Here is a 24,648-nt window from a genome sequence, read left to right on the forward strand (position 1 = left end):
TCGATCGGGGGGTGGACGGCATAAGCGCGCGGATCGATCGGCGATCCCTGGCGTGACCGTTTGGAATCCCTTGTATATTCGATCAAGCGTATAATGAACATAGGAACAACGTTAAGGTGGATCCCGCGGTACCGTCTTCCATGGAAACGCGGAAGGTCCAACGGCTGGGTCCGTCCACGCTGGCGATGACGCTCCCCGCCGAGTGGGCACAGGAACACGGCGTCAACAAGGGCGACGAGGTGTCGCTGCGGATGGGTGGAAAGGGAACGCTCACCGTCCTCCCCGAGTCGGTCAGCACGGAGGAGTCGGAGGCGGTCATCAACGCCGACGGGCTCGACGCGAGGTCGCTGGAGCGGGCCATCGTGGCGCAGTACGTCCTCGGGCGGCGCGTGATCCACGTCCGGAGCGAGGGCACGCTCGACAGCGAGCACATCAACGCCGTCTACAAGGCCGAGACGCAGCTGATGGGACTCGGCGTCATCGAGGAGACGCCGGAGGACATCTCCATCCGCTGTTCGGTCGACCCGGAGGACTTCACCCTCGACAACCTGCTCGAGCGGCTGGAGAACACGGGGTCGACGATGCGCGGCGAGGCCGTGAAGGCGCTCGCCCACGGCAACCCCGACCTCGCGCAGCGCGCGCTCAACCGCGAGCGGCAGGCGAACAAGATCTTCGTCCTCCTGCTCCGGCTCATCTTCACGGCGTACCAGAACCCGAACCTCGCCCGCGCGGTCGGCTTAGAGGAGGGGTTCCCGCTCATCGGCTACCGCTCCGTGGCGAAGAACCTGGAACTCACCGCCGACAACGCGGAGGACATCGCCGACATCGTGATGGAGGCCGACGGCCACACGCTCGACGTCGACAGCGCGACGATGCGCCAGATCCGCGAGTTCACCGACCAGGTGGACGAGCTGACGGCGCTCGCGGTCAGGGCGGTCGTCGAGCGCGACTACGACCTCACCGTCGAGTGCCGCGACCTGTTCGCCCGGCTGGAGGACCGCGAGCAGGAGATCCTCGGCGAGCTCCCGGACGACCTCGACAACGAGACGCTGCTGATGACTCGGGAGGTGCTCGTCAGCCTCCAGCACACCGCCGAGTACGCGATGCGGAACGCCGAGATCGCCGCGAACCTCGCCCTGAACGAGGAGTCGGAGCACGTCGAGATCATCTGAAAACGGTCGGTCGCGTCGGCGCGTTCACGTCGGTCGCGTCGCCGGGTTCTCGTCGGTCGCGTCCCCGCGTTCCCCCCGACGGCGTATCCGTCGCTCGATCGGCCGCATCGCGGGCTTCGCATGAACTAAGTAGTCGCCCGCGAAGCGTCAGGTATGAGCGAGGCATCTATCGACTCTGACATGGAGATCGGCGTGGCGCTGGCGCTGGGAGCCGTCGCGCTCGTTGGCACGGTGTTGATGTTCGGGTACCCGTCGCAGCTCGGCCGCGCGTGGGGGTTCGCGGCGGCGTTCGTCTTCGCCCTCGGGGCGGTCGTCGCCGTGCAGGTGTTCGAGTAAACTACCCTACCCTACTCGCTCACGGCGTTGCCGTTCGCTTCGTTGAGGGTAGGGCTTTCGCGTGGACTCCCGTTCTGGCCATCGCTGGCAGGCTCGTAATCGCCGTTCACGTTCAACGTCCCGCGATTCAAGCGCACGTTTACGGGTGCGCCTCCGCCCGACGACGTTTGCGCCGAGCGGAGATGCTTCAGGCCGATATTCTTCGCCGTCGCAAAGTCGCTACGCGACTTTGCTGCCCGCCGGACGCAGTCCGGCGACCGCGTTGTAGTCTGCGTGCGGTGAGTATCCGCACTTGAGACACGCAAACACGTCCTGTCCGTTCGAGGTAGGGCGGTTGTCCTCGTGAGTGAACCCGCACTTCGAACACCGCTGACTCGTGTACGCAGGACTTACTTGTTCGACCGAGATGCCGACGACTTCGGCTTTGTACTCGACGTACTCGAACAAGCGTCGGAACGCCCATGCGTGGAACTTCTTGGCGTTCGGCATCCGATCACGAATTCCCGTCAGGTTCTCGAATACGATCACGTCACAGTCGTGTTCGACGGCTTCTGCAACGAGTTCTTTCGAGACGGTGTGCAAGAAATGGTCGTAGCGTCCCGTCTCAGTCCGTCCAACCGACTGGATGGTTTCGTGAGCGGCCCGTGTCCCACGCTGTTGGAGCGATCCGCGTCGCTTCTCAAACTCGCGGTGCCAATGATTCAGCTCCGAGCCGTTCCAGAATGTCCCCGTTGACGTGACAGCGACGTTTTCGATGCCGAGGTCAACGCCGAGGACTGTGCTGTGCTCGGCGTTGCCTTCGTCGGCAGTCTCGAACTCCATGTCCGCCTTTGTGCGGACGTGAAGGTAGAACTCACCGTCGCGGTAGTGGAGTTCTGCACCCGTCACGTCGTAGTCGTCGTTGAACAAATACTCCGAGTGAGGCGTCTCGCGGTCCTCGTCGGGGAGAATGTATCTAGCGGTGATACGTCCTTCAACGGTCGAAAGCGTCGCGTGGTCGTCGTTGAACGTGGCACACCGTTTGTCGTAGACGAGCGTCGGAGCGGAGAAGCGCGGCTTTCCCGCGTAGTCGCCCTGTTTCCAGCGGGCGACGACGCTCTGGACAGCGTCAGCAGCCTTGTTGCGGGCGTTCTGGACGAGGTTCGCTTGAAGTCGCGTCTCGGCTCGCACGTCGTCGTAGGTCTCGCGTTGGAGTTGGGCTTTGCTCGTGGTCTTGTACTCGCCTTGCCACGCGTGGTCGACGACGTAGTTGGCGGCCCACAGGAACTCGGAGATGGTTTCGCGGAGAAGGGCAGCGTCGCTGTCGGCCACGTCGAGTTTGACGGGGACCGTGCGACGTACCTCCATCCGTACTTCAGACGTGTTTCTTATTTTTATATTAATAACGGTTCGGTGGGAGCCGGTCAGCCATCGAACGAGGAGCGTGCCATCCCATGTCGATTTCCTCCCCGACCTACTCGCTCCCTGCGGTCGCTCCTTGAGGTCGGGGGCTCATCTTGAATTGTGCTGAGCGACCGACAAACGAGAAACCGTTAAGGACGTCTGACACCTACCTTCGCGGTATGAGCGAGTACACCGAGGAGGAGCAGCGCATCCTCGCGTACCTCACGGACAGCGTCACCCGTGGCGAGCGGTACGTCCGCTCGAAGACGATCGCCGACGCCATCGGTCTCACGGCCAAGCAGGTCGGCTCGCGGCTCCCCCGGCTCGCCGAGAAGTCCGACGACGTCGACATCGAGAAGTGGGGGCGAGCCCGGTCGACGACGTGGCGCGTGACGCCGCAGGGGTAGCGGCGGTTCGGACCGCGGTACGAGGCCCGCGTTCCGCTCGGTCGGCCCTGCCGGACTCGCGTGTTTTTAACCCCCGTGGCACCAACGGACGGGTATGACCGTCCGAGTCTCCCGGACGTTCGAGTTCGACGCGCCCGCCACGGACGTGTGGGCGTTCATCTCGGACGCCGAGAAGCGCGCCGGAGCGATCAGCGTGGTCGAGTCCTTCGAGGTCCACGACGAACGGCGTGCGACCTGGCACGTCGCGCTCCCGATCCCGATGATCCGTTCGACGATCTCCGTCGAGACCGAGGAGGTCGAGCGCGACCCGCCGAACCGGGTGAAGTTCGTCGGCAAGTCGAAGGCGTTCCGCGTGACCGGCGAGCACACGATCACCGAGACCGACGGCGGCTGTCGGCTGGCCAACGAGTTCGTCGTCGACGGTCGGCTCCCGGGGGTCGAGTCGTTCTTCGAGCGCAACTTCGACGCGGAGCTCGACAACCTGGAGGACGCGCTCCGCGCCTCGCTGGGCCCGACGGCATGAGGGTCGCCTGCGTCCAGCTCGGCGTCGAGGGTGGCGCCGTCGCGGCCAACGTCGAGGGCGCGATCGAGCGGGTCCGAGCGGCCGCCGCCGACGGGGCGGACCTGGTGGTCCTCCCGGAGCTGTTCGACGTCGGCTACTTCGCGTTCGACTCGTACGCCCGGGCGGCGGAGAGCCTCGCCGGCGACCGGCTGTCGCGGTTCGCTGCGGTCGCCGCCGACGCCGACGTGAACGTCCTCGCAGGCACCGTCGTCGAGGACCTCGCGGCCTCCGCGGCGGACGGGGTCGACGTCCCGGCGCCGGAGGGGCTCGCGAACGCGGCGGTCCTCTTCGACCGCGATGGGGAGCGCCGGCTCGTCTACCGGAAGCACCACCTGTTCGGGTACGGCTCCGAGGAGACCGACCGGATGGTCCCCGGGGAGCGGGTCCCGGTCGTCGAGCTGGAGGGCGTGCGGGTCGGCGTCACGACGTGTTACGACCTCCGCTTCCCGGAGCAGTTCCGCGACATGGTCGAGGCCGGCGTCGAGTGCGTGCTCGTGCCGAGCGCGTGGCCGTACCCGCGCGTGGAGCACTGGCGGACGCTCGGTCGGGCACGGGCGATCGAGAACCTCGCGTACGTCGCCGCCGTCAACGGGAGCGGGGCGTTCGACGGCGACGCGCTCTGCGGCCGGACGACCGTCTACGACCCGTGGGGCACCACGCTCGCGTCCGCGGGCGAGGAGCCGACGACCGTGACCGCCGAGGTCGACCCGGAGCGGGTCGCGGCGGTGCGTGACGAGTTCCCCGCGCTGCGGGACCGACGTTGACCGCCGGTCCCGATACTGCCCCGCCGTCCGAGCGCGGACCGTCTGGTTTATACCGGAGAAGCGACTAGCGTGTGTTGCCGAAGTCCGACGCTTTTCTCGTTGGAGTTCGGCGACAACACAACGCGCCCGTCCCGACCGCTCGGGCGGCGACGCCGACGACAGCCCGGGGGTCCGCTGTCCGGCCGCCGCCCGCCCGCCTCTCGTCCCACCTTCGCCTTTCGCCGCCTCTTCCCTTCCGTTTCATCACTTCCCTTCCGTTTCATCACTCACAACCGCACCCGCTGCCGGTAGGGTTGAGTATCGGCTGCGATAATTCGGGCGATAGCTTCTTATTTCGGATCGGGCTGGTGGAAAACGCCGCGGACGAACCCGGCCGGCTCGCCCGGTTTCGGACGGGCCGGCGGGACACTCGCTTCCACCGTCCGTCGTCCGTCGGCTCTCGGGTTCGGGTCCGACCCGCTCCCACACCGTACCCGAACCCGTTTCTGCGGCGCGCGGCCGCGACTCCCCGCCGAGCCGAAGCGCAAGCGAAAAACCCCCTGACGCCGAACCGTCGGTCGAATGTTCCCCCGCGAGTACCGCGGCGTCGCCTTCGTCGTCGGCCTGTTCCTCGCCGTCCAGCTCGGTGCGCTGGCGCTGGTCCCCGAGTTCGCCGAGAGCGGGTATCAGGCGGTCGAGAACCCGGACGACCCGACGAACAGCGTCGTGTACGTCCTCGCAATCTTAGTCATGACGGGCGTGATGCTCGCGGCGTTTAAGTACAACTTCGACGGCGCGATCCGGCTCCTCATCGTCGGAACCTCCGCGTGGCTCTCCTGGTACGTCTTCTCCGCGCTGGTGTCGCCGCTGGCGGCGGCCGTGCCGGCGGCCGCGGTGGGCGTCGGGCTGCTCGTCTACCCCGAGTGGTACGTCATCGACACGGCTGGGGTGTTGATGGGGGCCGGCGCGGCCGGGCTGTTCGGCATCTCCTTCGGGCTGCTCCCCGCGCTGATCCTGCTCGCGTTCCTCGCCGTCTACGACGCGATCTCCGTCTACGGCACCGAGCACATGCTGTCGCTCGCGGAGGGCGTGATGGACCTGAACATCCCCGTCGTCCTCGTGATCCCGCTGTCGCTGTCGTACTCGCTGCTGGGCGCCGACGGGGAGGAGGCGGACGACGGAGGCGGCGACGGGGACGACGAAAGCGACGAGGCTGCCGACGCCGACGAAGACGGGGATGTCGACGTCTCGGACCCCACGCCCATCGAGGAGCGCGACGCGTTCTTCATCGGGCTCGGCGACGCCGTGATCCCGGCCGTGCTGGTCGCGAGCGCGGCGACGTTCTCCCCCGCGGCCGGGCTCGCGGTCCCGCTCGTCGGCGTCAACCTCCCCGCGCTGCTCGCGATGGTCGGGAGCCTCGCGGGGCTCCTCGTGCTGATGAGCTGGGTGATAAAGGGCCGACCGCACGCCGGGCTCCCGCTGTTGAACGGCGGCGCCATCGGTGGCTACCTGATCGGCTCCGTCGTCGCCGGCGTCCCGCTCGCGGACGCGATGGGGCTCGCCGCGTTCCTCTGAGTCGCCCGCCGAGCGGGGGCGACGGGTACAGGCCGACACGGTTTTTAAAACGGTCGCCGTGGGTCGAACCGTGTCCGATCCGACTCCCCACCACGTCGGCGTCACCGTCTCCGACCTCGACCGCGCCGTCGATTTTTATACCGAGACGTTCGACCTCACCGTCGCCGCCGAGTTCGCCGTGGGCGGCGAGGCGTTCGCGGACGCCGTCGCCGTCGACGGCGCGGCCGCCGACTTCGCGCACCTCGTCGCCGGCGGGGAGGGCGCCGAGACGATCGTGGAGCTCGTCGCGTACGAACCCGAGGGCGAACCGACGGAAGACCCGGCGCTGAACCGTCCGGGAGCGATTCACCTCGGGCTCTCCGTCGACGACGTGGAGGCGTTCTACCGCGGTCTCGACGACGGCGTGGAGACGCTCAGCGAGCCGCGAACGACCGAGAGCGGCACCACGATCCTGTTCGTCGTCGACCCCGACGGTAACCTGATCGAAGTGCTGGACGCCTGAGAACGGAGGACAGCGGACGAGTTCTTACTTGACTTTCGTGCCCGGGCCGGCGTCCTCGTAGGTGGTGAGGAGGTCGGCCTCGTCGCCCGCGGCGAGCACCATCCCGTTCGACTCCACGCCGAACAGCTCCGCCTTCTCCATGTTGGCGAGCACGACGACCTTCGTTCCGGGCAGGTCGTCGACGTCGTGAAGCTGCTTCAGTCCCGCGACGATCGTTCGGGTCTCCGCGCCGAGGTCGACCCGGAGCTTCAGGAGGTCGTCGGCGCCCTCGATCCCCTCGGCCTTCTCGATCCGGCCGATCCGGATGTCCAGTTCCTGGAAGTCGTCGAAGCCGATGCGGTCGTCGCTGAGGGGTTCGATGTCGGTCATGTCGGTGTCGTCGGTGGTGTCGGGGGTGTCGTCCGTGGTTTCGCCGTCCGCTTCTCCGCCGCTGTCGCCGTCGGCGTCGGCGTCACCGGTCTCGCCTTCCGCGGCCGCCTCCGCCTCGGCGACCCGCGACTCCAGCTTCTCGTTGAGCGCCTCGACGCGCTCGTCTTCGATCTGCTCGAACAGCTCGGTCGGCTCCGCGAGGTCGCCGGCGGGTCCTTCGCGGGCCGCGTCGACGGTGACCTCGTGGACGGAGCCACTCTCGCCGAGCTGGGCCCACAGGCGCTCGCACTTCTCGGGGGCGATGGGCTCGAAGAGGACGGCGATCGCCTTCGCGATCGCGACGCAGTCGTGGATGACCTGCGCGGCCTCGTCCGGGTCCTCGTCGACGAGGTTCCACGGCTCGCTGCGCTGGATGTACTCGTTGCCGAACCGCGCGAGGTCGGTGACGGCGTCGCCAAGCGCGCGCACGGAGTAGTCGTTGACCGCGGCCTCGACGTCGGCGATCGCCTCCTCGATGCGCGATTCGACCTCGTCGCTCGTCGCGTCCGCAATAGGCGCGTCGTCGTAGTTGCGGTGGGCGAACAGCAGGGAGCGGTAGAGGAAGTTGCCGACCGTGCCCACCAGCTCGGTGTTGACGCGGTCGCGGAACTTCTCCCACGAGAAGTCGACGTCCTGCTGGAAGCCGCCGTTGGTGGCGAGGTAGTAGCGCAGCGGGTCGGGGTGGAACCCCTCGTCGAGGTACTCGTCGGCCCAGACGGCGCGGTCGCGGCTGGTGGAAAAGCCCTTCCCGCCGAGAGTGACGAACCCGCTCGCCATCACCGCGCGCGGCTCGGCGTGGCCCGTCGCCTCCAGCATCGCGGGCCAGAAGATCGTGTGGTGCTGGATGATATCGCGGCCGATCACGTGGACGATCTCGCCGCCCTCGGGATGGGCGTCGCTGGCGCCCTCCAACCAGGCCGCCTCCCAGTCGAAGGCGTCCGCGCCGACGCGCTCGGAGTACTGCTTCGTCGAGGAGATGTACTCGATCGGGGCGTCGACCCAGACGTATAAGACGAGGTCGTGGCCGGCGGCTTCGCCGCCTTCCCGAGGCGACGGAGTCGCCTCGCCGCCGGGGTAGTCGATCCCCCAGTCCATGTCGCGGGTGATACACCAGTCTTGGAGCCCCTGCTCGATCCACTCGCGGGGCTGGTTCCGGGCGTTCGAGGTGCCCTCCAGCCGGTCGAGGAAGCCGGAGAGGTACTCCGAGAACGCCGAGACCTCGAAGAACTTGTGGGTGCGCTCGCGGTACTCGGCTGGGTTGCCGGTGATCGTCGACTCGGGATCCTCGACCTCGCCGGGCTCGAGGTGGCGCTGGCATCCCTCGTCGCACTCGTCGCCGCGGGCGTGCGCGCCGCAGTACGGGCAGGTGCCCTCGACGTAGCGGTCGGGGAGGTACTGGTCGTCGACCGGGTCGTACGCGACCATGATCTCCTTCTCGTAGACGTGGCCGCCGTCCGCTAAGTCGCGGACGAGCTCCTGGGTGACCGCGGTGTTCGTCTCGTCGTGGGTGTGGCCGTAGTTGTCGAACTCGACGTTGAACTTCGGGAACGTCTCGGCGTACCGCTCGTGCCAGTCGAGCGCGAAGTCCTCGGGGGAGACGCCCTCCTGCTCGGCGTTGACCGCGACCGGCGTCCCGTGCATGTCCGAGCCGGAGACGAACGCGGTCTCCTGCCCGAGTCGTTCGAGCGCGCGGCTGTACACGTCGCCGCCGACGTAGGTGCGCAGGTGGCCGATGTGGAGGTCGCCGTTGGCGTACGGCAGTCCACAGGTCACCACCGCCGGGTCGTCGGTGGGGAAGTCCTCGTGGCTCATGTGGTGTGTGTATCGAGTTGTCGTGGATACGGGCCTAAAGCCCGCTGGTTTTCGGGTGAGATCGAGACGGACGGATCGCGTCGGCGGAGCCACTCCCGCTCGCCCGAAACGGATTTCGCACGGGGCCTCTCGGCGACGGCCCGGAGGAGGACCTCCCGGCGACGGCCCCCGAGGAGGACCTCCCGGCGACGATTCCGAGGGGACGCCGCTCAGGGGTCCATCGACCGCTCGACGCGGCCGGTGAGCCGGTCCGGGTCGAGCCGGTAAAACTCGAACTCCACTCGGCTCGTCGGCTCGCCGAACACGTCGACTATCGGGATCTGCTCCGTCCGTTCGAGCCCGGCGAGCGACTCGGTTGACAGCGACTCGTCGGTCGTCGCCGTCAACCGCCCGCTCGCAACCACGCTCCGCCACCGCCCGTCGCGCTCGCCGTAGGTGACGAACGTGATTCCGCGATCGGTGGGATTCGCCTTTCCGCTCTCTTGTCCGACGGCGAGACGGAAGTAAAACGCCTCCTCGACCGGGTCGTACCCGTACGACACCGGGACCGAGTGCGGGGGGTCGTCGCCGGCCGTCGACAGCGAGAGCACTCCCGTCCCCGACCGCCCGAGGAACTCGTCGCGCTCGTCGTCCTCCATCCGAACCGCGTCGGGACCCGTCATACGCGACGTTGGACCGCCGTGGTAATGAATACCTGCCACTGACCGGGACTGGAGCGACCGCGTCGGGCCGTGCGCCTCGCCTACACGATCTCGCGGACGATCGCGGCCGCCTCCGACGCCGTCGGCGCGAGGACGTACACGATCGGTTCGATGCCGACCGCGCCGGTCTGGTAGAGGACGAGCGTGTCGTCCGGATCGGCGCCCGCGACCGCGTCGGCGACCGCCTCCTCGGTCGACCGCTCGGCGTCGAACTCGACGGTCGGGTGCGACTCGGCGAGCGCCGCGACGGTGTCGGGCTCGTATCGGACGTTCACGGCGCCGCGGGCGGTCGACCCCGCCTCCCGGGCCACGAGCAGCACCGTCGCGACGTGTTCGCTTACGCCGAACTCGGGCTCGCCGGGGACCATCGCCTGCCCCTTCACGTCGACGAGGCGACCGGGGACGGCCGCCACGTCGTCGATCGTCCGCGCGTCGTCGAGGCACTCGGCGACGTTGGCACCGACGTTCGGGATGAGCGCGGCGAAGCCGGAGGCGTTCGTCAGGGTACGGAGCCCGCGCCGCACCGAGCCGAGGACGCGCTCGCGCTCGCGGAGCCCGCTGTCCGGGTCGTGGACCGAGAACTCCACGTCGGCGTCGGCGAGCGCCGGCATCGCCTCCTCGTGGAGGTCCGCGAGGAGGTCGCCCTCCTCTAACCGCCGGATCAGCACCTCGATCTCGACGAGCGCGGCGACCGGGCTCAGGTCGCCGGCGGCGAGGCCCGCGCCAACCCGGTCGACCAAGTCGCGGACGCGGTCGTCGGCGACGATCCGCTCGTGGCGCGCCACGTCGCCGTGGGCGTACTTCGAGACGGCCGACTGCGAGATGCCCAGGGCGTCGGCGACCTCCCGCTGGGTGAAGCCGCGGTCGCGCAGGTCCTCCGCCAGCATCGAGCGGACCGTGGGGAGGAACTCGTCGACGACGACCTCCTCGATGAACCTCACGGGCGGTCCTCCGCGGGGGGGTCGCCCGCATCACTCGACGCGTCCGCCTCCCCCGCGAACTCCGGGTCGTCGCCGATCTTGGACGCCTGCGGGCCGTCTTGTTCCTGATACTTCGAGCCGCGCTCCGCGCCGTACGGGCGGTCGGCGGGCGACTTCAGTTCCGTGAACGTGAGCTGGGAGACGCGCATCCCCGGCGAGAGCGCGACGGGCGCGGTGCCGAGGTTCGACAGCTCGAGCGTGATTTGGCCCTTATACCCGGGGTCGCACAAGCCGGCGGTAGCGTGCACGACGATCGCGAGCCGCCCGAGCGACGAGCGCCCCTCGACGTGCGCGACGAGGTCGTCCGGAATCTCGACGCGCTCGGTCGTCGTCCCGAGCACGAAGTCGCCGGGGTGGAGGATGAACTCGTCGCCCTCCGAGACGGTCGTCTCCGTCACGTACTCGCCGACCTCGTCGGCCTCGGTCGGGTGGATGCAGGGGATGTTGGTGCGCTGGAACTCCAGGAAGCGCTCGCCGAGCCGCAGGTCGACGCTCGCGGGCTGGACCTGCTGGTCGATGTCGTCCAAGGGCTCGACCACGAGGTCCCCGTCCGCGAGCCGGTCGAGGATGTCCGCGTCCGACAGGATCATGTCGGGAGACGGAGCCCGCTCGGCTTAAAAACTCCCGAATGCGGCGTCGAGCCTCTCCCGGCCGTCGACGCCGCGGTCGCGACAACACGACTCACACCGCCGCGGTCGCGACAACACGGCTCACACCGCCGCGAGCAGGAACCCGAGCACGGCGAACGCGCCGGCGACCGCCCCCGCCGTCCCGCGATCGAGGTCGTGGGCCGCTTCCAGGCCGCCCACCACGATCACCCACTGGACCGCGATCACGAGCGCCGAGGCGACGATCAGGGGGACCTGCATCGTCCCGATCGCCGCGACGATCTCGTTCGCGATCGCCCGGATCGTCTCGCCGCCGACCGTCGCCGTCGAGAGCGCGTACCAGACCGCGGCGAGCCCGGTCGCCAGCCGGAGGATCTCCGGGACGAGCGCCCACGCCGCGATCACGAACGAGTCGCCCACGGAGCCGTCCCCGCCGGCGAGGCGCGCGCCGCCGTGGAGCGCGAGCGCGAAGATCCCCCACCAGATCGGCACGCCGAACAGGCCGTACGCGACGTAGTCGCCGGTCGCGCGACGAAGCTCCTCGCCGACGTCGACGTCGATCCGCTCCGGCCGGTCGCACTGCTCGCCGATGAGCGAGTCGTCGCCGAACGACTCGCAGGTCGTCTCGGACGGTCGGTCGGGGTTGTCGACGGTGACCTCGCGGTCGATCGTCGCGTCGAAGGCCGCGCCGAGCCCGACGATCCCGCCGACCGTCGCCAGAGTGACGAGGAGGACGAGCCCGACCGCGACCGCGCCGGACCGCGAGCGCGACGTCTCGAAGTGGCGGCGGGAGCGGTCGAGGAGCGACCCGACGGCTGCGGAGAGCGCGGCGAGCGGGGAGGGCATCATCGGGGTATCCGCGAGACCGCACAAATGTCTTATTCATCCGAACCGCGCCGGAGTCGGATCGGGTCCCGCTCGTTCGGACCGCGGTCGACTCCGCCGTGCGCGGTCACTCGCGTTCGGTCTCAGTCTCGGGGTCGGCCTCGCGTTCCCCGCCGGTCTCCGTCTCGGAGTCGTCACCGTCAGGCGCCTCGGCGGCCTCTGCGGCCTCCGCGGCCTCCTTCCGAGCGCGGTCCGCCGCGAGTTCCCGGTCGATATCGTCCTCGACGTACCCCATCGACTCCACGGTGACGACGTTGCCGCCGCCGGGGTCGACGACCATCACCTCCTCGCCCTCTTCGATCGTGCCCTCGATCGAACGCGCGGAGTAGTTGGGGTTGAACCCGCCGCCGGTGAGTTTCACCTCGCCGCCCGAGGTCGTCACCGTCTCGGTGACGGTGCCGGTCTTCCCTTTTAACGAGTCGCTGTCGCTGGTCTGCTGTTGGCCCTTCCCGCCGTAGAGGTCGAACTCGTGGTAGCCGTAGAAGGCGGCCGCGCCGAAGGCGAGCGTCAGGAGGGCCATGATCAGCGTGAGACCCGCCCCCGCGACGCCGAGCGACGCCAGCAGGAGCCCGCCGAGCCCCGCGCCGATCAGCGCGATGCCGACGACGATGAAGTTCGCGCCCGGGGCGAGCGCCTCCGCCATCGAAAGCAGCAGACCGGCCGTCAACAGCAGGAGCGGCAGCGTGTCCGGCCCGATCAGCCCGGACTGGAGGAGCGACCCGAACCCGAAGAGCAGATCCATGTCCGGACGTACGGCCGCGGCGGTATAAGTGATGGTACGAGCGCGGTCGGGCGGGAAGACCGACTCGGAAACCGAACGGGGACCGACTCAGAACCCGAACAGCAGCACGCCGACCGTGATCGCGACGCCGAGCGCGACGAGGGCGGCGTTCTCGAAGTCGATGGAGCCGGGCTCGATCGGTTCGTCTTCGGGAGTGCCGCTGTCCTCCGTGATGCCGTCCGGGCCGACGTCGTCGACGGCGAACCGCCACTGGCGCTCGTCGCTCTCCTCGGCGTCGGCCCGGGTCTCGTTCGCCCGGATACGCGTGTCGCCGTCGGCGGCGTCGGCGCCATCGGTGACGTTGGCGTCGTCGTCGGCCTCGTCGCTCTGCATACCCGAGGGTAGGCGCGTCGTCGGTAAATGGCTGGCGGGTGCGGAGGGCGGGAGGGCGAGAAGGCGGGTTACCGCTTGCGCGTCGCCGCGATCACGTCGCCGTCGTAGACGACGCCGCGCTCGCCGTCGAGCGTGATCACGTCGCCGTCGGCGACGCCCTCGGGGAGCGTCGCGTCGGAGACCATCGGGACGCCGATCTCGCGGGCGACGACCGCGGGGTAGCCGGTCATCCCCTCGTGGGCGTCGACGATGCCGGCGAGCACGTCGAGGTCGCCCGAGAACTCGCCCTCGAAGTCGGGACCGAGCGCGACGATCGACCCCGCGGGGATCTCGTCTAAGTCGCCGTCGTCGGTCCGATAGACGGGCGCCGCGACGCGGCCCGCGACGGTCGCCTTCCCCGTCACGAGCGTCTCGGCCGCGACGTGGACCTTCAGCGTGTTCGTTGTGTTCGTCCCCTCGAACTCCGTCAGCATGCCGGAGAGCACGACCAGCGTGTCCCCGGAGGAGGCGCCGCCGGTGTCGAGCGCGGCGTCGACCGCGTTGTCGAGGATCGTCTCCATGTCGTGGGCGTACTCCGTCAGGACGGGGCGGACCCCCCACGAGAGCGCGAGCTGCCGCCGGACCCGGTCGTCCGGCGTCGTCGCGACCACGGGGACGCCCGGCCGGAACATCGCGGTCTTGCGAGCCGTGAAGCCGGACTCGGACACCGCGACGACGGTCGACGCGCCGATGTCGCGGGCGAGGTAGCGCGCCGAGCGCGCCAGCGCCTCGGTCCGGGAGCCCTCGGCGGCGGCCGGGACGCGCTGCTCGCGCGTCTCCGCGTACTCGTCGCTGGACTCGATCTCGCGGACGATGCGGTCCATCGTCTCCACGACGTTGACGGGGTCGTCGCCGATCGCGGTCTCGCCGGAGAGCATCACCGCGTCGGTGCCGTCGAGGACGGCGTTGGCGACGTCGGAGGCCTCGGCGCGGGTGGGGCGGCGCGAGTGGACCATCGAGTCGAGCATCTCCGTCGCGGTGATGACGGGGACGCCCGCGTTGACGCATTTCCGGATGATCCGCTTTTGAACGACGGGGACGTCCTCCAGCGGGCACTCCACGCCGAGGTCGCCGCGCGCGACCATCACGCCGTCGGCGGCGTCGACGATGCCGTCGAGGTTCTCGACCGCCCCGGCCCGCTCGATCTTCGCGACGACGGGGATGTCGTCGCCGCCGCGCTGCTCCAACTCGTCGGCGATCTCGTAGACGTCGTCGGCGTCGCGCACGAAGGAGGCCGCGACGAAGTCCGCGTTCGCCCGGACGGCCAGGTCGAGCTCGGCCTCGTCTTCCGGCGTGATCAGGTCGACGTCGATGGCGACCCCCGGGAGGTTGACGCCCTTTCGGGAGCTGAGCTTCCCGCCGGAGACGACCGTGGCGACGACCTCCTCGCCGTCGACCCGCTCGACGCGACACTCGATCCGCCCGTCGTCGAGGAGGACCGTGTCGCCCGGGCCGGCGGCCGCGATGGAGTGGGTGAGCCCCACGCGTTCGGGGGTGGCGTCGTCGCCCTCGACGAACGTCACCTCGGAGCCCGTCGCGAGCGAGATCGGGTCCTCGAGCTCGGCGGTGCGGACCTCCGGGCCCTTCAGGTCGACCATCACCGCGAGCGGGTCGTCGATGGCGTCGTCGACCGCGCGGGCCCGCTCGATGACCTTCTCGCGGTGGGCGGTCGTCCCGTGGCTGGCGTTCAGCCGGACGACGGACATCCCCGCGTCGGCGAGGGCGCGGATCGTGTCCCGGTCGTCCGAGGCGGGACCGATCGTACAGACGATCTTGGCGTTGCGCATACCGCCGCGTTCGACGCACGGGCGCAAAAAGGCACACGGTTGAGTCGGGATCGAGTGAACGTTCGTGACGTTCGCCGGGCGTCGGACGCGATCGCGTAGCCGGCACGCGACGCGACCTTGCGCCCGATCAGGGGGTGAGCCCGACCGAGAGCGCGATCGCGGCGACACCGATCCCGAGGAACAGCCGGTTCGCGCTGGGGTTCGCCGCCGGCGTCAGGTCGAGCGTGAGGTGCCACCCCGAGAAGGGGCGAAACGGTCGGATCCCCATCGGCGTGATCGCGTCGCCGGCGACGTGCGAGCAGAGGGCGAGGGCCGCGACGCCGCCGGCGAAGACCGGGGTCCACGGCGGGAGGGCGGTGCCGGCCGGGGTGGCCGCGGCGAGGGCGAGCCCACCGCCCGCGAGGGAGGCGACCGCGGCCGCGAGCGCGACGAACGCACCTCCCACGACCGCGAACGCGACCGTGTGCGTCGGGCCGCGGTGCGCAACCGGCAGCCGGTGGTCGAGGTGGGGAAGCGTCGAGAACGCGACGGCGACCGCCGCGCCGAGGACCGTCAGCTCGGGCTCGCCGGCGAGGCGGACCGCGCCTGCGACCGGCGCGTACGCGAACAGGGCGATCCCGACGTGGCCCCGCCAGTACATGCGCGACGCTCCGGGGATACGGATAATAAATCCGTCGGGGGAGGGAGGAGGAAGAGCCGTCAGCGAGGGCGGCGGCTCGCGCGCAGGCCGGGCGGTCAGCGCCTCAGTCGTCGGCCGGCGCCGGCGCGTCGCCCGCGGAGAGCCGGACCTCGGGGCCGTCGACCTCCAGCTCGTCGAGCGCGGCCTGTGCGGCGCGCTTCCCGGAGACGAGCATCGCGCCGAACGTCGGCCCCATCCGCGGGAGACCGTGGGCCGTCGCGACCGCCATGCCGGACGCGATCAGCCCGTCGTGGACGACGCCGGTGTGCTCGACGACCGCGTCCTCGCTCTCGCCGACCCACATCGAGTCGTGACCGGGCGAGTCGTGGCCGGGGGCGCCGTACTCGCCGTCGGCGGTCTGGTCCATCCCGGTGTTGTGCTCCTTCGCGTGCTCGATGCCGGGCGCCGAGAGGACGCCGCGCTCGTCGAGCTTGCTGATCGCGACCGCGTCGTGGCCGGTCGCGTCGATCACGAGGTCGGACTCGACCGCGATCGGGTCGACGCAGGTGATCTCGCGCGGGAGCGCGTGGACCGGCGTCCAGTTCATCACGATCCCGCCGACGCGGTGGTCCTCGCGGACGACCAGATCGGTGAACTCCGTCATGTTCTGGACGCGCGCGCCGGCGTCGCAGGCCGCCTTGATCAGCCCGGAGCAGGCCTCGGGACCGGGCGCCGTATAGAGCCCGTCGACGTCCTCGACCGGCTCGTAGTCGACGTCGAGGTCGTCGAGGATCTCCTGTGCGGGGTCCCGGACCGTCACCGTGTTCATCAGGAAGCCGCCGAGCCAGAAGCCGCCGCCGAGGTAGTTGTTCTTCTCGACGATCATCACCTTCACGCCGCGCTCGGCCAGCTCCTTGGCGGCCATCAGCCCGGAGGGGCCGCCCCCGAGCACGATCACGTCGGAGTCGGTGAACTCGAGGAAGCCGTCGGTCCACTCGTTGCCGATAGCGCGGGTCACGTCGGTCTCGCTCACGTCGCTGAAGCCGTCGAATCCGTGCATACAACTTAGTGATATTACTTAGTTGTGAAAGGCGTTGCGGTCGATACGCGGAGTACGGACCCGGCGATCCGGTCGATTATTTATAAATAGTACCCGCTGGAACGGCAGCGAACGCCTCCAAAGCCCCAGCCACTCGGCTAGACGTGACTGGTACCGGATCGCCGGCGAACACCGCCAAAGCCCCAGCCTCGCGGTCGCCGATTGCGACCGCTCGGCGGCGCGCCGCCGCTTCAGTGTCGTAGTCGACCACCGACGCCAGACTCGCGAATCGAGCGCCCGAAGCGGGGTCGAAGCGTCGATATCTCCGCGCCTCTAGCTCGGTCGGCCCGTCCCCCTCGACGCCCCCGACTCGTAGCCTTTTTACCCGCGCTGGCGGTAGACGGACTCACTATGGCTGAGGACAAGGCACGAAGCACCGGTAGTGCGGGCCGATTCGGCGCTCGCTACGGCCGGGTCTCCCGCAAGCGGGTCCAGGACATCGAAGCAGAGATGCGCAACGCGACCGTCGACGGCGACGACGTCACGCGCAAAGGCACCGGCATCTGGGTGAACGAGGAGACCGGCGAGACGTTCACGGGCGGCGCGTACCGCCCCGAGACGCCCGGCGGTCGCACCGTCCGCCGCTCCATCCGCGCCGCGCTCGCCGACGAGGAATAGGACGATGAGCTACAAGTGCTCCCGCTGTAAGCGCGACGTCACCCTCGACGAGTACGGCGGCGTGCGCTGCCCGTACTGCGGCCACCGCGTCCTCCTGAAGGAGCGCGGCGGCGACGTGAAGGAAGTCAACGTCGAGTAACGTTCGGTTTCACCGACCGTGACGGCGTCCCGCGCACACGAGACCGTCCTCTCGTTCGCCTACCCCTCCCAGCGGCGCGCACGGCTCGTCGCCGACGCGCTCGCGCCCGAGATCGGCGAGATCGACGACGCCCGCTCGGCCGCGACCGTCTCCCGCGACGGCGACGCCGTCAGGGTCCGCGTCGCGGCGGACGACCTCGTCGCCCTCCGCGCCGGGATCAACAGCTGGTCCCGGCTCGTCGAGGTCGCGGAGCGAGTCGCGGCCGCACCCGGTCGCGGGTAGCCGCCGACTCGATTCGAGGATCCCCTGCGGCCCGCCCGCTCGCGGTCCCTCTCCGACGGTACGGCCGACGGGGACGAAGACGTGGGTTTTTCCGTCCGGGTCGCCTCGCTTCGCCCATGCAAGGGAACATGCCGCCCGAGGCACAGGAGAAGATCGAGGAGCTGCAGGAGCTGCAGGAGACCGCACAGCAGGTCGCCGAGCAGAAGGAGCAGGCGCAGTCCGCGCTCAACGAGTCGAAGACGGCGCTCGACGCCCTCGAGGACGTCGACGAGGACGCTGGAATGTACCGCGAGATCGGCGAGGTCCTCGTCGAGACGGACTACGAGTCCGCCTACGACGACCTCGAGAACAAGGTCGACTCGCTCGAGGTCCGCGTCGAGCAGCTCCAGAAGCAGGAGGAGCGCGTCGAGGAGCAGTTCGACGACCTGCAGGGCGAACTCCAGCAGATGCTTCAGGGCGGCGCCGGCGGCGGCGGTCCGATGGGCCCGGGCGGTCCGGGCGCGGGCGGCGCGTAAGCGAGCGATGAGCGACGAGCCGACGGACGACGAAGTGGTCCGCACCGCGGCCGAGGCCGCGGAGGGCGTCGTCTTCGCCCACTACGACCAGTCGGCGGTGACCGACCTCGACGTCACGGTGACGTTCGAGGAGGGCGTGCTCGACGTCGACGTCTACCTGAACGCCCCCGAGGACCCCGACCCCGACGCGGTCGCCCGCGAGGCGGCCGAGACCGCCGGCGAGGCGGTCGACGAGCTGTTCGCGGAGTAGGCGGCCGTTTCCTCCCGTTTTTCGACGCCCCCAGCGACAGCGTCGTCCGTACCCGACTCGCTACCGAGGGGTCTCCGGACGAGCGGGCCGCACAGATCCCCCACCGATAACTATTAATCGTGCTATTGTGTACCGTTAGCACATGTCCTCTACCAGCGGCGGCAGGTCGGCGTTCGAGCGCCTTCGCGCGCGGCTGGACGAGCGGCCGCACGCCTGCGAGGAGTGCGGATTCGTCGACGACGCGAGCGAGTGGGAGGCGGCCACCACCGGCGCGACCGTCGAGTACCGCCGGGAGTGCCCGAGCTGCGGGACCGAGCACGTCCGGCGGTACCGGCTCTGAGTTGAGACCGGGGGCGCCGCGATGTACGACGAGATTCTCTGTCCGATCGACGGGAGCCCAGGGAGCGACGCGGCCGTGGAGCACGCCTGTTATCTCGCCGAGCTGGCGGACGCTCGCGTCCACGCGCTGTTCGTGGTGGACGAGACGATCGCGGGCGCCGACGGGTGGGACGTGGTCGTCGAGCGCGAGGAGGAGCGCGGCGAGGAGGCGCTCGACGCCGTCGCCGCGACCGGGGAAGCACGCGGCGTCCCGGTCGAGAGACACCTCCGGCGCGGCCGTCCGCACGAGGAGATCCTCGACGCGGCCAGCGACTACGAGGCCGACCTGATCGTGATGGGGACTCACGGTCGGACCGGGGTCGGCCGGTTCCTCGCGGCCGGCTCCGTCGCGGAGCGGGTCGTGCGACACAGCGAGGCGCCGGTGTTGACCGCGCGGCTGGGAGGGCGATCGGGGGGGCCGGAAGCGTAGAGCGGGCGGTCCTACGCCGACTCGCAGATTTCGACGAAGTTCTCGAAGACCTCGTCGCCGCGCTCGGTGTGGGCGACCTCCGGGTGCCACTGGACGCCGTACAGGTCCGCCTCGCGGTTCGACATCGCCTCGATGCCGCAGACGTCTGAGGTGGCGGCGCGGGTGAACCCCTCCGGGAGCTCCTTCACCTCGTCGGCGTGCGAGGCCCAGACGCGGGTCGACGGCGCGAGCGACCCGACGAGGGGGTCCTCGTCGTCGACGATCTCCACGTCGACGTCGGCGTAGCCGCCGTAGTCGCCGCCGCCGACCGTGCCCCCGAGCTCGGTCGCGATCAGCTGCATACCGAGACAGATGCCGAAGACGGGGACGTCCCGCTCGAGGTAGTCGGGCGCGTTGCCGACGCGGTCCATGTCGGGCCCGCCCGAGAGGACGACCCCGTCGGCCTCGACCTCGTCGGCGGGCGCGTCGGCGTCGACGATCTCGGTGTCGACGCCGAGGTCGCGGAGCGCGCGCCGCTCGAGGTGCGTGAACTGGCCGTGGAGGTCGACAACGACGATCCGAGTCATGGCCCCATTTGACGGCACCCGCACAAAAACGGCTCGGAATGGAACGCAGTATCGTGGTGGTTTCGGAATTTATAACGGTGGTTTAATGCACGAATGCGGATCGGACGGCGTTCGACGGTCCGAATCGGGCGCGCCGCGCCCCGCTCACAGGTCGAGCGGTCCTTGCTTGAGGAACTCCCGGAGCAGCGCGGTCGCGTACGAGCCGCTCGGGAGCGCGAACGCGAACCGCGGGTCGCCGTCCGCGAACGTCACGTCGAGGTCGGTCCGCAGGAGGACCGCCCGCCGGGTGCCCGCGGAGTCGAACTCCCCTGGGAGCGCGAAGTCGCCCGGTTCGATCCCCGCGTCCGCGAGGACCTCGCGCTCGATCTCGCCGGGCTCGCCGTCGCCGAGCTCGGTCTCCGTGCCGACGAGCGGGGCGGTGACGAACGCCCGCCCGCGCTCGCAGTGGCGCGAGACGACCGAGACGCGGTCGGCGTCGACCCGCTGGAGCCGGTCCGTGTCCGGCGCGTACAGCTCGTCCGGGGCGTCGGCGTCGGCGAAACAGACCACGTCGCCGGCGACGGGGCGATCGAAGGGGAGCCCGCGGCGGAGCCGCTCGCTGGCGATCCGGTTGAAGAGGAACGACTGGGCGGCGTTGACGAACAGTCGCTGGAGGTTCGACGGCACCGCCTCCAGCGCGTGCCACCAGTCGTCGTGATCGGGCGGCGCGTCGGGGGCGACGCCGCGGTCGGCGAGCCGGTGGACCATCGAGCGCTCGAACCGGAGCTTGCCCGGGATCGCGTCGAGGCAGGCGCCCCAGTCGCCGTCGCCGGTGCCGTCGGCGGCGGAGCGCTCGGCGCCGGCGGCGGTTCCCCCGCCGGTGACGCCCTCGCCGGCGACGTCGGCGTCCACCCCGAACGCGGCGTCGACGCGGTCGCGCGCGGCCCGGGTGTCGTCCGGCTCCGTCTCCGCGGGATTGCCCGCGTACAGCCGGACCGCCTCGCGCGGGTCGTTCCGAGCGATCGCGAGCCCGACGACGTGGGTGACGGGCCGCCGGCTGCCGAAGCGCTGCTGGCCGAAGTAGTTCGGGACGCCGACGGTCGCGTCGGTTGCGAGGTCGCCAGCCGTCGCTTCCGCGTCGTCGCCTCCCTCGCTGCCCGCGAACGCCCGGAGGTCGCGCACCGCGTCGGCGACGCGTTCGGGGGCCTCCTCGACCGCGTCGGCGACCCGGATCTCGAAGGCGTTGCCGGCGAGGTCGCCGAAGGAGAGCCGCCGGCCGGCCCGACCGAGCGGCTCGATGTCGGCGCCGCGGATCGCGGGGAGCTCGTCGGGGTCGACCTCGCGGAGCGTGAACAGCTGCGTGGTGACCGCCCGTTTGTCCTTCGTCCCGGCCCAGGAGACGCGCTCGCGGCTGATTCCGAGCGCGTCCGAGATCCGGCGTGCGAAGTCGTTCGTGTCCCAGTCGCGCAGCGTGACGCGGACGACCAGCTCGGGGTAGCTCCCGCGGTCGGCCCCGAACGGCTCCGGATCGAACGCCTCCAGCTCGCGGACCCGGAAGTCGTCGGGGGACTCCCGCAGTCGGCCGCCGATCCCTTCAGCGTCGGTGGCGTAGTACGCCATGCCGACCGCGCGCTCGGTCGGGTGCGCCTCGCGGAGGGCGTGCTCGGAGGCCATTTAATACAGCGAGAGGTCGCCGGTCACCCGGTCGACGCTGTCGTCGCGGGCGGGACCGACCGCGAGCGCGGTGACGGTCCCCGGCTCCAGTTGGGTGTGACCCGCGTCCCGGACGATCGCGTACGGGAGCCCCTCCGTCTCCGCCTTGTCGGCCAGCGCGAACAGCTGGCTCTCGGAGTCGCCCTTGAGCACGACCTTCTTCTGTCCCTCCCCCTGCCACTTCTTCCGGGCGCGCCGCCCCGCGTCCTGATACGCCGACAGCGACGCGTGCGCGACCTGCGCGGCGAGCTTCCCCTCGCCCATGCCGATGTCCGTCCGGGCGACGATGGCCTGTTTCATGTCCCGTTCCACCGCCGCCGCGGGTTTAGCGCTTTGCTCTCGGGCGCCGCGCCGGAGGCTGACCGGCGTCGGCACCGATTGAAAAGAGACGGGTGAACGGGGAGCTTCGACCGCGTCGTCAGTCGTCGGCCGGGGCCGCGCCGCCGCGGGAGGCCGAGCCGAGGCCGGACGCCATGTCGGCGATCGTGCGCTCGTTGTCGACGACCCAGCGCAGCAGGAGGAACGCGAAGAGGTACTTCGCGATGATGTCCATCCCGCTGTAGGCCCACGAGGTGATGGCGACGTCGAGCACCGCGAGCCCCTCGGCGCCGAGCGCCCAGAAGATCGGGTAGCCGAGCCAGAGGACCACGGTGAGCACCTTTAGCGTGTTGAAGATCTCTGCGGTGCCGGCGACCTCGGCGTCCTCGGCCCACTCGGCGAGCAGGATGTAGAGGACGACGACGAAGAACGCGCAGCTGATGACGTACCAGACCCAGCGGAGCATGTAGGAGGACGTGGTCAGGGCGGCCGCGAGCCCGGTGACGCACATCCCGATGTCGGCCGTGACGGCGGTGAACAGCTTCGTCACGTTCGTTCCGGCCAGGAGGCCGAGCGCGATGAGGATCATCGGCGTCGACAGCGCCCACGTGAGATACCGGCCCCACGGGGTGAGCACTTCCTGCCCCGCCAACGCGTGTCCGGCCGGCATCTCGAGGAAGCTGACCGTGAGCCCGGAGATGAGCCCGGTGTAGCTCGATATCGACACCAGCGGCACCATCAGCGCGGCGACGAAGATCAGCTGAGCGCGGGGGTCCTCCACGTTCCGCCCCATGTACACGAACAGGAGGATCGACAGGCCCGCGAGGGCGATGTTGATCCAGAGCGACGCGCTCAGAAGCGAGTCAGCTTGGATCGCCTGGAACACTTCGGTTTGAGTCATTTCGAGCGGGACCATACCGCTTGCGAGTACGTCGGCCGCTGCTGTTTCGATCATGCGACGGACAGGAGTACGTGGTAATTCAATTAAAGGTCCAAACCTGACAAGTAAGGGTTTTTTGACGGATTGGGGTCTCGCGACGGATCGTTGGAAAGTTTTCGATTCTCCCTGATGAGGGTGAACGATCGTTTTTTGCGTGTCGTCCGCAGCGCTCGATCGACGGAATCGGCTCTGCATCGCCCAAACGGTGGGATCCACGCCTCACCGTCCGACCGGCGGGATCCGCTCTGCACCTCACCGTCCGATCAGCGGGAGCCGATCGAGGGGGCCGCCGGCGACGTCCGCCGCGACCGCGTCGGCGCAGTGCTCCCCGCTCAGCAGGCACATCGGGACGCCGATGCCGGGGTTGCTGCTCCCGCCGACGTAGTAGAGCCGGTCTACCCCTCTGACACGCGGGCCAGGTCGGAGCGGTCCCGTCTGAGTCACCGTGTGGGCGAGTCCGAGCGCGCTCCCGCCCGGCCGGTCGAACCGGTCCGCGAACTCGGAGACGCAGGCGGATTCCTCGACAACGATCCGGTCGCGGAGGTCGGACCCCGTGTACGACTCGACCGCGTCGAGGACGCGCTCCCGGAACGCGGCCCGGCGGTCCGGACCGTCGTCGAGTCCGGGCGCGAGCGGCACGAGCGTCACGACCGCCTCGTGGCCGTCGGGCGCGACCGACGGGTCGGTGCGCGAGGGGACGTTCACGTACACCGTGGGGTCCTCGGGCCACGCGGGCGACTCGAAGATCGCGTCGAAGTGCGGCTTCCAGTCCGTCGGCAGCGCGAGCGTGTGGTGCGCCAGCGAGTCGAGCGACCCCTCGACGCCGAGGTACAGCAGGTACGCGCTCGGGCCGTACGTCCGGCGGCCCCAGTAGTCGCCGAGGCGCGACACCGCGCCGTCGGGGAGCAGCTCGCGCTCGACGTGCTCGGGCGGGGCGTTGCAGACGACCCGGTCGTGGACGTAGCGGTCGCCGCTCAGCTCGACGGCGACCTCGTCGGAGCCCGGCTCGATGCCCGTGACGCCGACGCCGGTGTGGACGTCCGCCCCACGCTCCGTCGCGACCGACTCGATCGCCTCGATCACCTCGTACATCCCGCCGAGCGGGTAGTACACCCCGAGCCCGAAGTCGACGTGGCTCATCAGCTGGTACAGCGCCGGGGTGTTGTACGGCGACCCGCCGAGGAAGACGAGCGTGTACTGGAGCAGCTGGCGGAGCTTCGGGTGCTCGACGTACGACGCCACGTGCTCGTCGAGCGTGTCGAGCAGGTCGAGCTTCCGCCCGCCCGCGAGGACGTCGGACGACAGGTAGTCGCGGAGCCGCGAGCGCCCCGGGAGCACGAACCGGTCCATCCCGATCTCGTAGGCCGTCTCGGCGTCGTCGAGGTACCGGCGGAAGGCGTCGCCCGCGCCGGGCTCGTACGACTCGAACAGCTCCGCGGCCGCGTCCGGGTCGGCGGGGACGTCGGCCCGGTCCCCGTCGTCCCAGAACACGCGGTAGTGAGGGTCGAGCCGCTTCAGCTCGTAGAAGTCGCTCGGCTCGTGACCGAAGCGCTCGAAGAAGCGCTCGAACACGTCCGGCATCAGGTACCACGAGGGACCGGTGTCGAACCGGAACCCGTCCCGTTCGAGCCGGCCGGCTACCCCGCCGACGCGCTCCCGGCGCTCGTACAGCGTCACCTCGGCCCCGGCGTCGGCCAAGTGGGCGGCCGCCGAGAGCCCGCCGACGCCGCCCCCCACGATACCGATCGAGACCCCGTCGAGCCCTCGCGCTGTCATCGTCGGACCAAC

29 protein-coding genes and 1 pseudogene are annotated in these 24,648 nt (G+C 69.8%); 14 read left to right on the forward strand and 16 right to left on the reverse strand.

What is annotated here, in order from left to right; genetic code table 11:
• Window positions 1-140 precede the first annotated feature (140 nt).
• Entirely contained in the window at window positions 141-1,172 is a 1,032-nt protein-coding gene (locus Hrr1229_RS02805) for a phosphate uptake regulator PhoU (protein ID WP_123114297.1), read from the forward strand.
• Window positions 1,173-1,325: 153 nt separating this feature from the next.
• Window positions 1,326-1,508, forward strand: coding sequence for a hypothetical protein (locus Hrr1229_RS02810; protein ID WP_123114296.1), 183 nt, complete (start codon window positions 1,326-1,328; stop codon window positions 1,506-1,508).
• 11 nt (window positions 1,509-1,519) lie between these two features.
• Here the strand turns inward: Hrr1229_RS02810 and Hrr1229_RS02815 are convergent.
• A pseudogene (locus Hrr1229_RS02815) lies at window positions 1,520-2,855 on the reverse strand (transposase).
• A gap of 215 nt (window positions 2,856-3,070) precedes the next feature.
• Between Hrr1229_RS02815 and Hrr1229_RS02820 the strand changes: the two are divergent.
• The 5 genes from Hrr1229_RS02820 to Hrr1229_RS02840 all read left to right on the forward strand — a co-directional run bounded on the left by Hrr1229_RS02820 (window position 3,071) and on the right by Hrr1229_RS02840 (window position 6,680).
• A complete protein-coding gene (locus Hrr1229_RS02820; RefSeq protein ID WP_007998354.1) occupies window positions 3,071-3,298 on the forward strand; it encodes a hypothetical protein in 228 nt (75 codons plus the stop codon).
• Between the two features lie 94 nt (window positions 3,299-3,392).
• On the forward strand, window positions 3,393-3,821 hold the full coding sequence (locus tag Hrr1229_RS02825; RefSeq protein WP_123114295.1) for an SRPBCC family protein: 429 nt from the start codon (window positions 3,393-3,395) through the stop codon (window positions 3,819-3,821).
• Window positions 3,818-4,624, forward strand: coding sequence for a carbon-nitrogen family hydrolase (locus tag Hrr1229_RS02830; protein WP_123114294.1), 807 nt, complete (start codon window positions 3,818-3,820; stop codon window positions 4,622-4,624). Before Hrr1229_RS02825 ends, Hrr1229_RS02830 begins: the two co-directional genes overlap by 4 nt.
• Window positions 4,625-5,185: 561 nt before the next feature.
• Complete coding sequence (locus Hrr1229_RS02835) at window positions 5,186-6,178, forward strand: presenilin family intramembrane aspartyl protease PSH (protein ID WP_123114293.1); 993 nt, start codon at window positions 5,186-5,188, stop codon at window positions 6,176-6,178.
• Window positions 6,179-6,248: 70 nt separating this feature from the next.
• Window positions 6,249-6,680, forward strand: a complete 432-nt coding sequence (locus Hrr1229_RS02840) for a VOC family protein (RefSeq protein ID WP_123114292.1) — start codon at window positions 6,249-6,251, stop codon at window positions 6,678-6,680.
• Window positions 6,681-6,704: 24 nt separating this feature from the next.
• Here Hrr1229_RS02840 and metG read toward each other — a convergent pair whose 3' ends face one another.
• From metG to Hrr1229_RS02890, 10 genes are all read right to left on the reverse strand, one after another.
• Entirely contained in the window at window positions 6,705-8,900 is a 2,196-nt protein-coding gene (metG, locus tag Hrr1229_RS02845) for a methionine--tRNA ligase (RefSeq protein WP_123114291.1), read from the reverse strand.
• A 209-nt stretch (window positions 8,901-9,109) separates the two neighbouring features.
• The gene (locus Hrr1229_RS02850) at window positions 9,110-9,562 is read right to left on the reverse strand and encodes a pyridoxamine 5'-phosphate oxidase family protein (protein WP_123114290.1); all 453 of its coding nucleotides are present in this window, start codon (window positions 9,560-9,562) and stop codon (window positions 9,110-9,112) included.
• Window positions 9,563-9,642: 80 nt separating this feature from the next.
• Window positions 9,643-10,542 carry a thiamine-phosphate synthase family protein gene (locus Hrr1229_RS02855; protein ID WP_123114289.1) on the reverse strand — a complete coding sequence of 300 codons (900 nt, stop codon included), beginning with the start codon at window positions 10,540-10,542 and terminating at the stop codon, window positions 9,643-9,645.
• The gene (dcd, locus tag Hrr1229_RS02860; protein ID WP_123114288.1) at window positions 10,539-11,171 is read right to left on the reverse strand and encodes a dCTP deaminase; all 633 of its coding nucleotides are present in this window, start codon (window positions 11,169-11,171) and stop codon (window positions 10,539-10,541) included. The genes Hrr1229_RS02855 and dcd overlap by 4 nt, the downstream gene beginning before the upstream one ends.
• Before the next feature lie 120 nt (window positions 11,172-11,291).
• On the reverse strand, window positions 11,292-12,035 hold the full coding sequence (locus Hrr1229_RS02865; protein WP_123114287.1) for a Yip1 family protein: 744 nt from the start codon (window positions 12,033-12,035) through the stop codon (window positions 11,292-11,294).
• Window positions 12,036-12,141: 106 nt separating this feature from the next.
• Window positions 12,142-12,816 (reverse strand): NfeD family protein, encoded by a 675-nt coding sequence (locus tag Hrr1229_RS02870; protein WP_123114286.1) that lies wholly within the window; start codon window positions 12,814-12,816, stop codon window positions 12,142-12,144.
• 87 nt (window positions 12,817-12,903) lie between these two features.
• Entirely contained in the window at window positions 12,904-13,188 is a 285-nt protein-coding gene (locus tag Hrr1229_RS02875; protein WP_123114285.1) for a hypothetical protein, read from the reverse strand.
• 68 nt (window positions 13,189-13,256) lie between these two features.
• Window positions 13,257-15,014 (reverse strand): pyruvate kinase, encoded by a 1,758-nt coding sequence (pyk, locus tag Hrr1229_RS02880; RefSeq protein ID WP_123114284.1) that lies wholly within the window; start codon window positions 15,012-15,014, stop codon window positions 13,257-13,259.
• A gap of 127 nt (window positions 15,015-15,141) precedes the next feature.
• Window positions 15,142-15,654, reverse strand: coding sequence for a metal-dependent hydrolase (locus Hrr1229_RS02885; RefSeq protein WP_123114283.1), 513 nt, complete (start codon window positions 15,652-15,654; stop codon window positions 15,142-15,144).
• Window positions 15,655-15,757: 103 nt separating this feature from the next.
• Window positions 15,758-16,693 carry a sulfide-dependent adenosine diphosphate thiazole synthase gene (locus tag Hrr1229_RS02890; protein ID WP_123114282.1) on the reverse strand — a complete coding sequence of 312 codons (936 nt, stop codon included), beginning with the start codon at window positions 16,691-16,693 and terminating at the stop codon, window positions 15,758-15,760.
• A gap of 390 nt (window positions 16,694-17,083) precedes the next feature.
• Here Hrr1229_RS02890 and Hrr1229_RS02895 point away from each other — a divergent pair, with 390 nt between their 5' ends.
• The 7 genes from Hrr1229_RS02895 (at window position 17,084) to Hrr1229_RS02925 (ending at window position 19,344) form a co-directional block, all read left to right on the forward strand.
• Window positions 17,084-17,350, forward strand: a complete 267-nt coding sequence (locus tag Hrr1229_RS02895) for a hypothetical protein (protein ID WP_007994537.1) — start codon at window positions 17,084-17,086, stop codon at window positions 17,348-17,350.
• A gap of 4 nt (window positions 17,351-17,354) precedes the next feature.
• A complete protein-coding gene (locus Hrr1229_RS02900; RefSeq protein ID WP_004049526.1) occupies window positions 17,355-17,489 on the forward strand; it encodes a DNA-directed RNA polymerase subunit P in 135 nt (44 codons plus the stop codon).
• An 18-nt stretch (window positions 17,490-17,507) separates the two neighbouring features.
• Entirely contained in the window at window positions 17,508-17,771 is a 264-nt protein-coding gene (locus Hrr1229_RS02905; protein ID WP_123114281.1) for a KEOPS complex subunit Pcc1, read from the forward strand.
• Between the two features lie 128 nt (window positions 17,772-17,899).
• On the forward strand, window positions 17,900-18,286 hold the full coding sequence (locus tag Hrr1229_RS02910; protein ID WP_123114937.1) for a prefoldin subunit beta: 387 nt from the start codon (window positions 17,900-17,902) through the stop codon (window positions 18,284-18,286).
• Between the two features lie 7 nt (window positions 18,287-18,293).
• Window positions 18,294-18,536 carry a DUF3194 domain-containing protein gene (locus Hrr1229_RS02915; protein WP_123114280.1) on the forward strand — a complete coding sequence of 81 codons (243 nt, stop codon included), beginning with the start codon at window positions 18,294-18,296 and terminating at the stop codon, window positions 18,534-18,536.
• A gap of 142 nt (window positions 18,537-18,678) precedes the next feature.
• A complete protein-coding gene (locus Hrr1229_RS02920; RefSeq protein WP_123114279.1) occupies window positions 18,679-18,876 on the forward strand; it encodes an HVO_0649 family zinc finger protein in 198 nt (65 codons plus the stop codon).
• 21 nt (window positions 18,877-18,897) lie between these two features.
• Entirely contained in the window at window positions 18,898-19,344 is a 447-nt protein-coding gene (locus Hrr1229_RS02925) for a universal stress protein (RefSeq protein ID WP_123114278.1), read from the forward strand.
• Window positions 19,345-19,355: 11 nt separating this feature from the next.
• Here Hrr1229_RS02925 and Hrr1229_RS02930 read toward each other — a convergent pair whose 3' ends face one another.
• The 5 genes from Hrr1229_RS02930 to crtI form a co-directional block, all read right to left on the reverse strand.
• Window positions 19,356-19,910 (reverse strand): GMP synthase subunit A, encoded by a 555-nt coding sequence (locus Hrr1229_RS02930; protein WP_123114277.1) that lies wholly within the window; start codon window positions 19,908-19,910, stop codon window positions 19,356-19,358.
• Between the two features lie 144 nt (window positions 19,911-20,054).
• Window positions 20,055-21,563: a tRNA pseudouridine(13) synthase TruD gene (gene truD, locus Hrr1229_RS02935; protein WP_123114276.1), complete on the reverse strand. Its 1,509-nt coding sequence runs from the start codon at window positions 21,561-21,563 to the stop codon at window positions 20,055-20,057.
• On the reverse strand, window positions 21,564-21,902 hold the full coding sequence (gene pth2, locus Hrr1229_RS02940) for a peptidyl-tRNA hydrolase Pth2 (RefSeq protein WP_123114275.1): 339 nt from the start codon (window positions 21,900-21,902) through the stop codon (window positions 21,564-21,566).
• A 118-nt stretch (window positions 21,903-22,020) separates the two neighbouring features.
• On the reverse strand, window positions 22,021-22,821 hold the full coding sequence (locus tag Hrr1229_RS02945) for a bacteriorhodopsin (RefSeq protein ID WP_123114936.1): 801 nt from the start codon (window positions 22,819-22,821) through the stop codon (window positions 22,021-22,023).
• Window positions 22,822-23,112: 291 nt separating this feature from the next.
• Complete coding sequence (gene crtI / locus Hrr1229_RS02950; protein ID WP_123114274.1) at window positions 23,113-24,636, reverse strand: phytoene desaturase family protein; 1,524 nt, start codon at window positions 24,634-24,636, stop codon at window positions 23,113-23,115.
• Between the last annotated feature and the right edge of the window lie 12 nt (window positions 24,637-24,648).

Origin of the sequence: Halorubrum sp. CBA1229 (assembly GCF_003721435.2) — an archaeon.
GTDB lineage: Archaea > Halobacteriota > Halobacteria > Halobacteriales > Haloferacaceae > Halorubrum.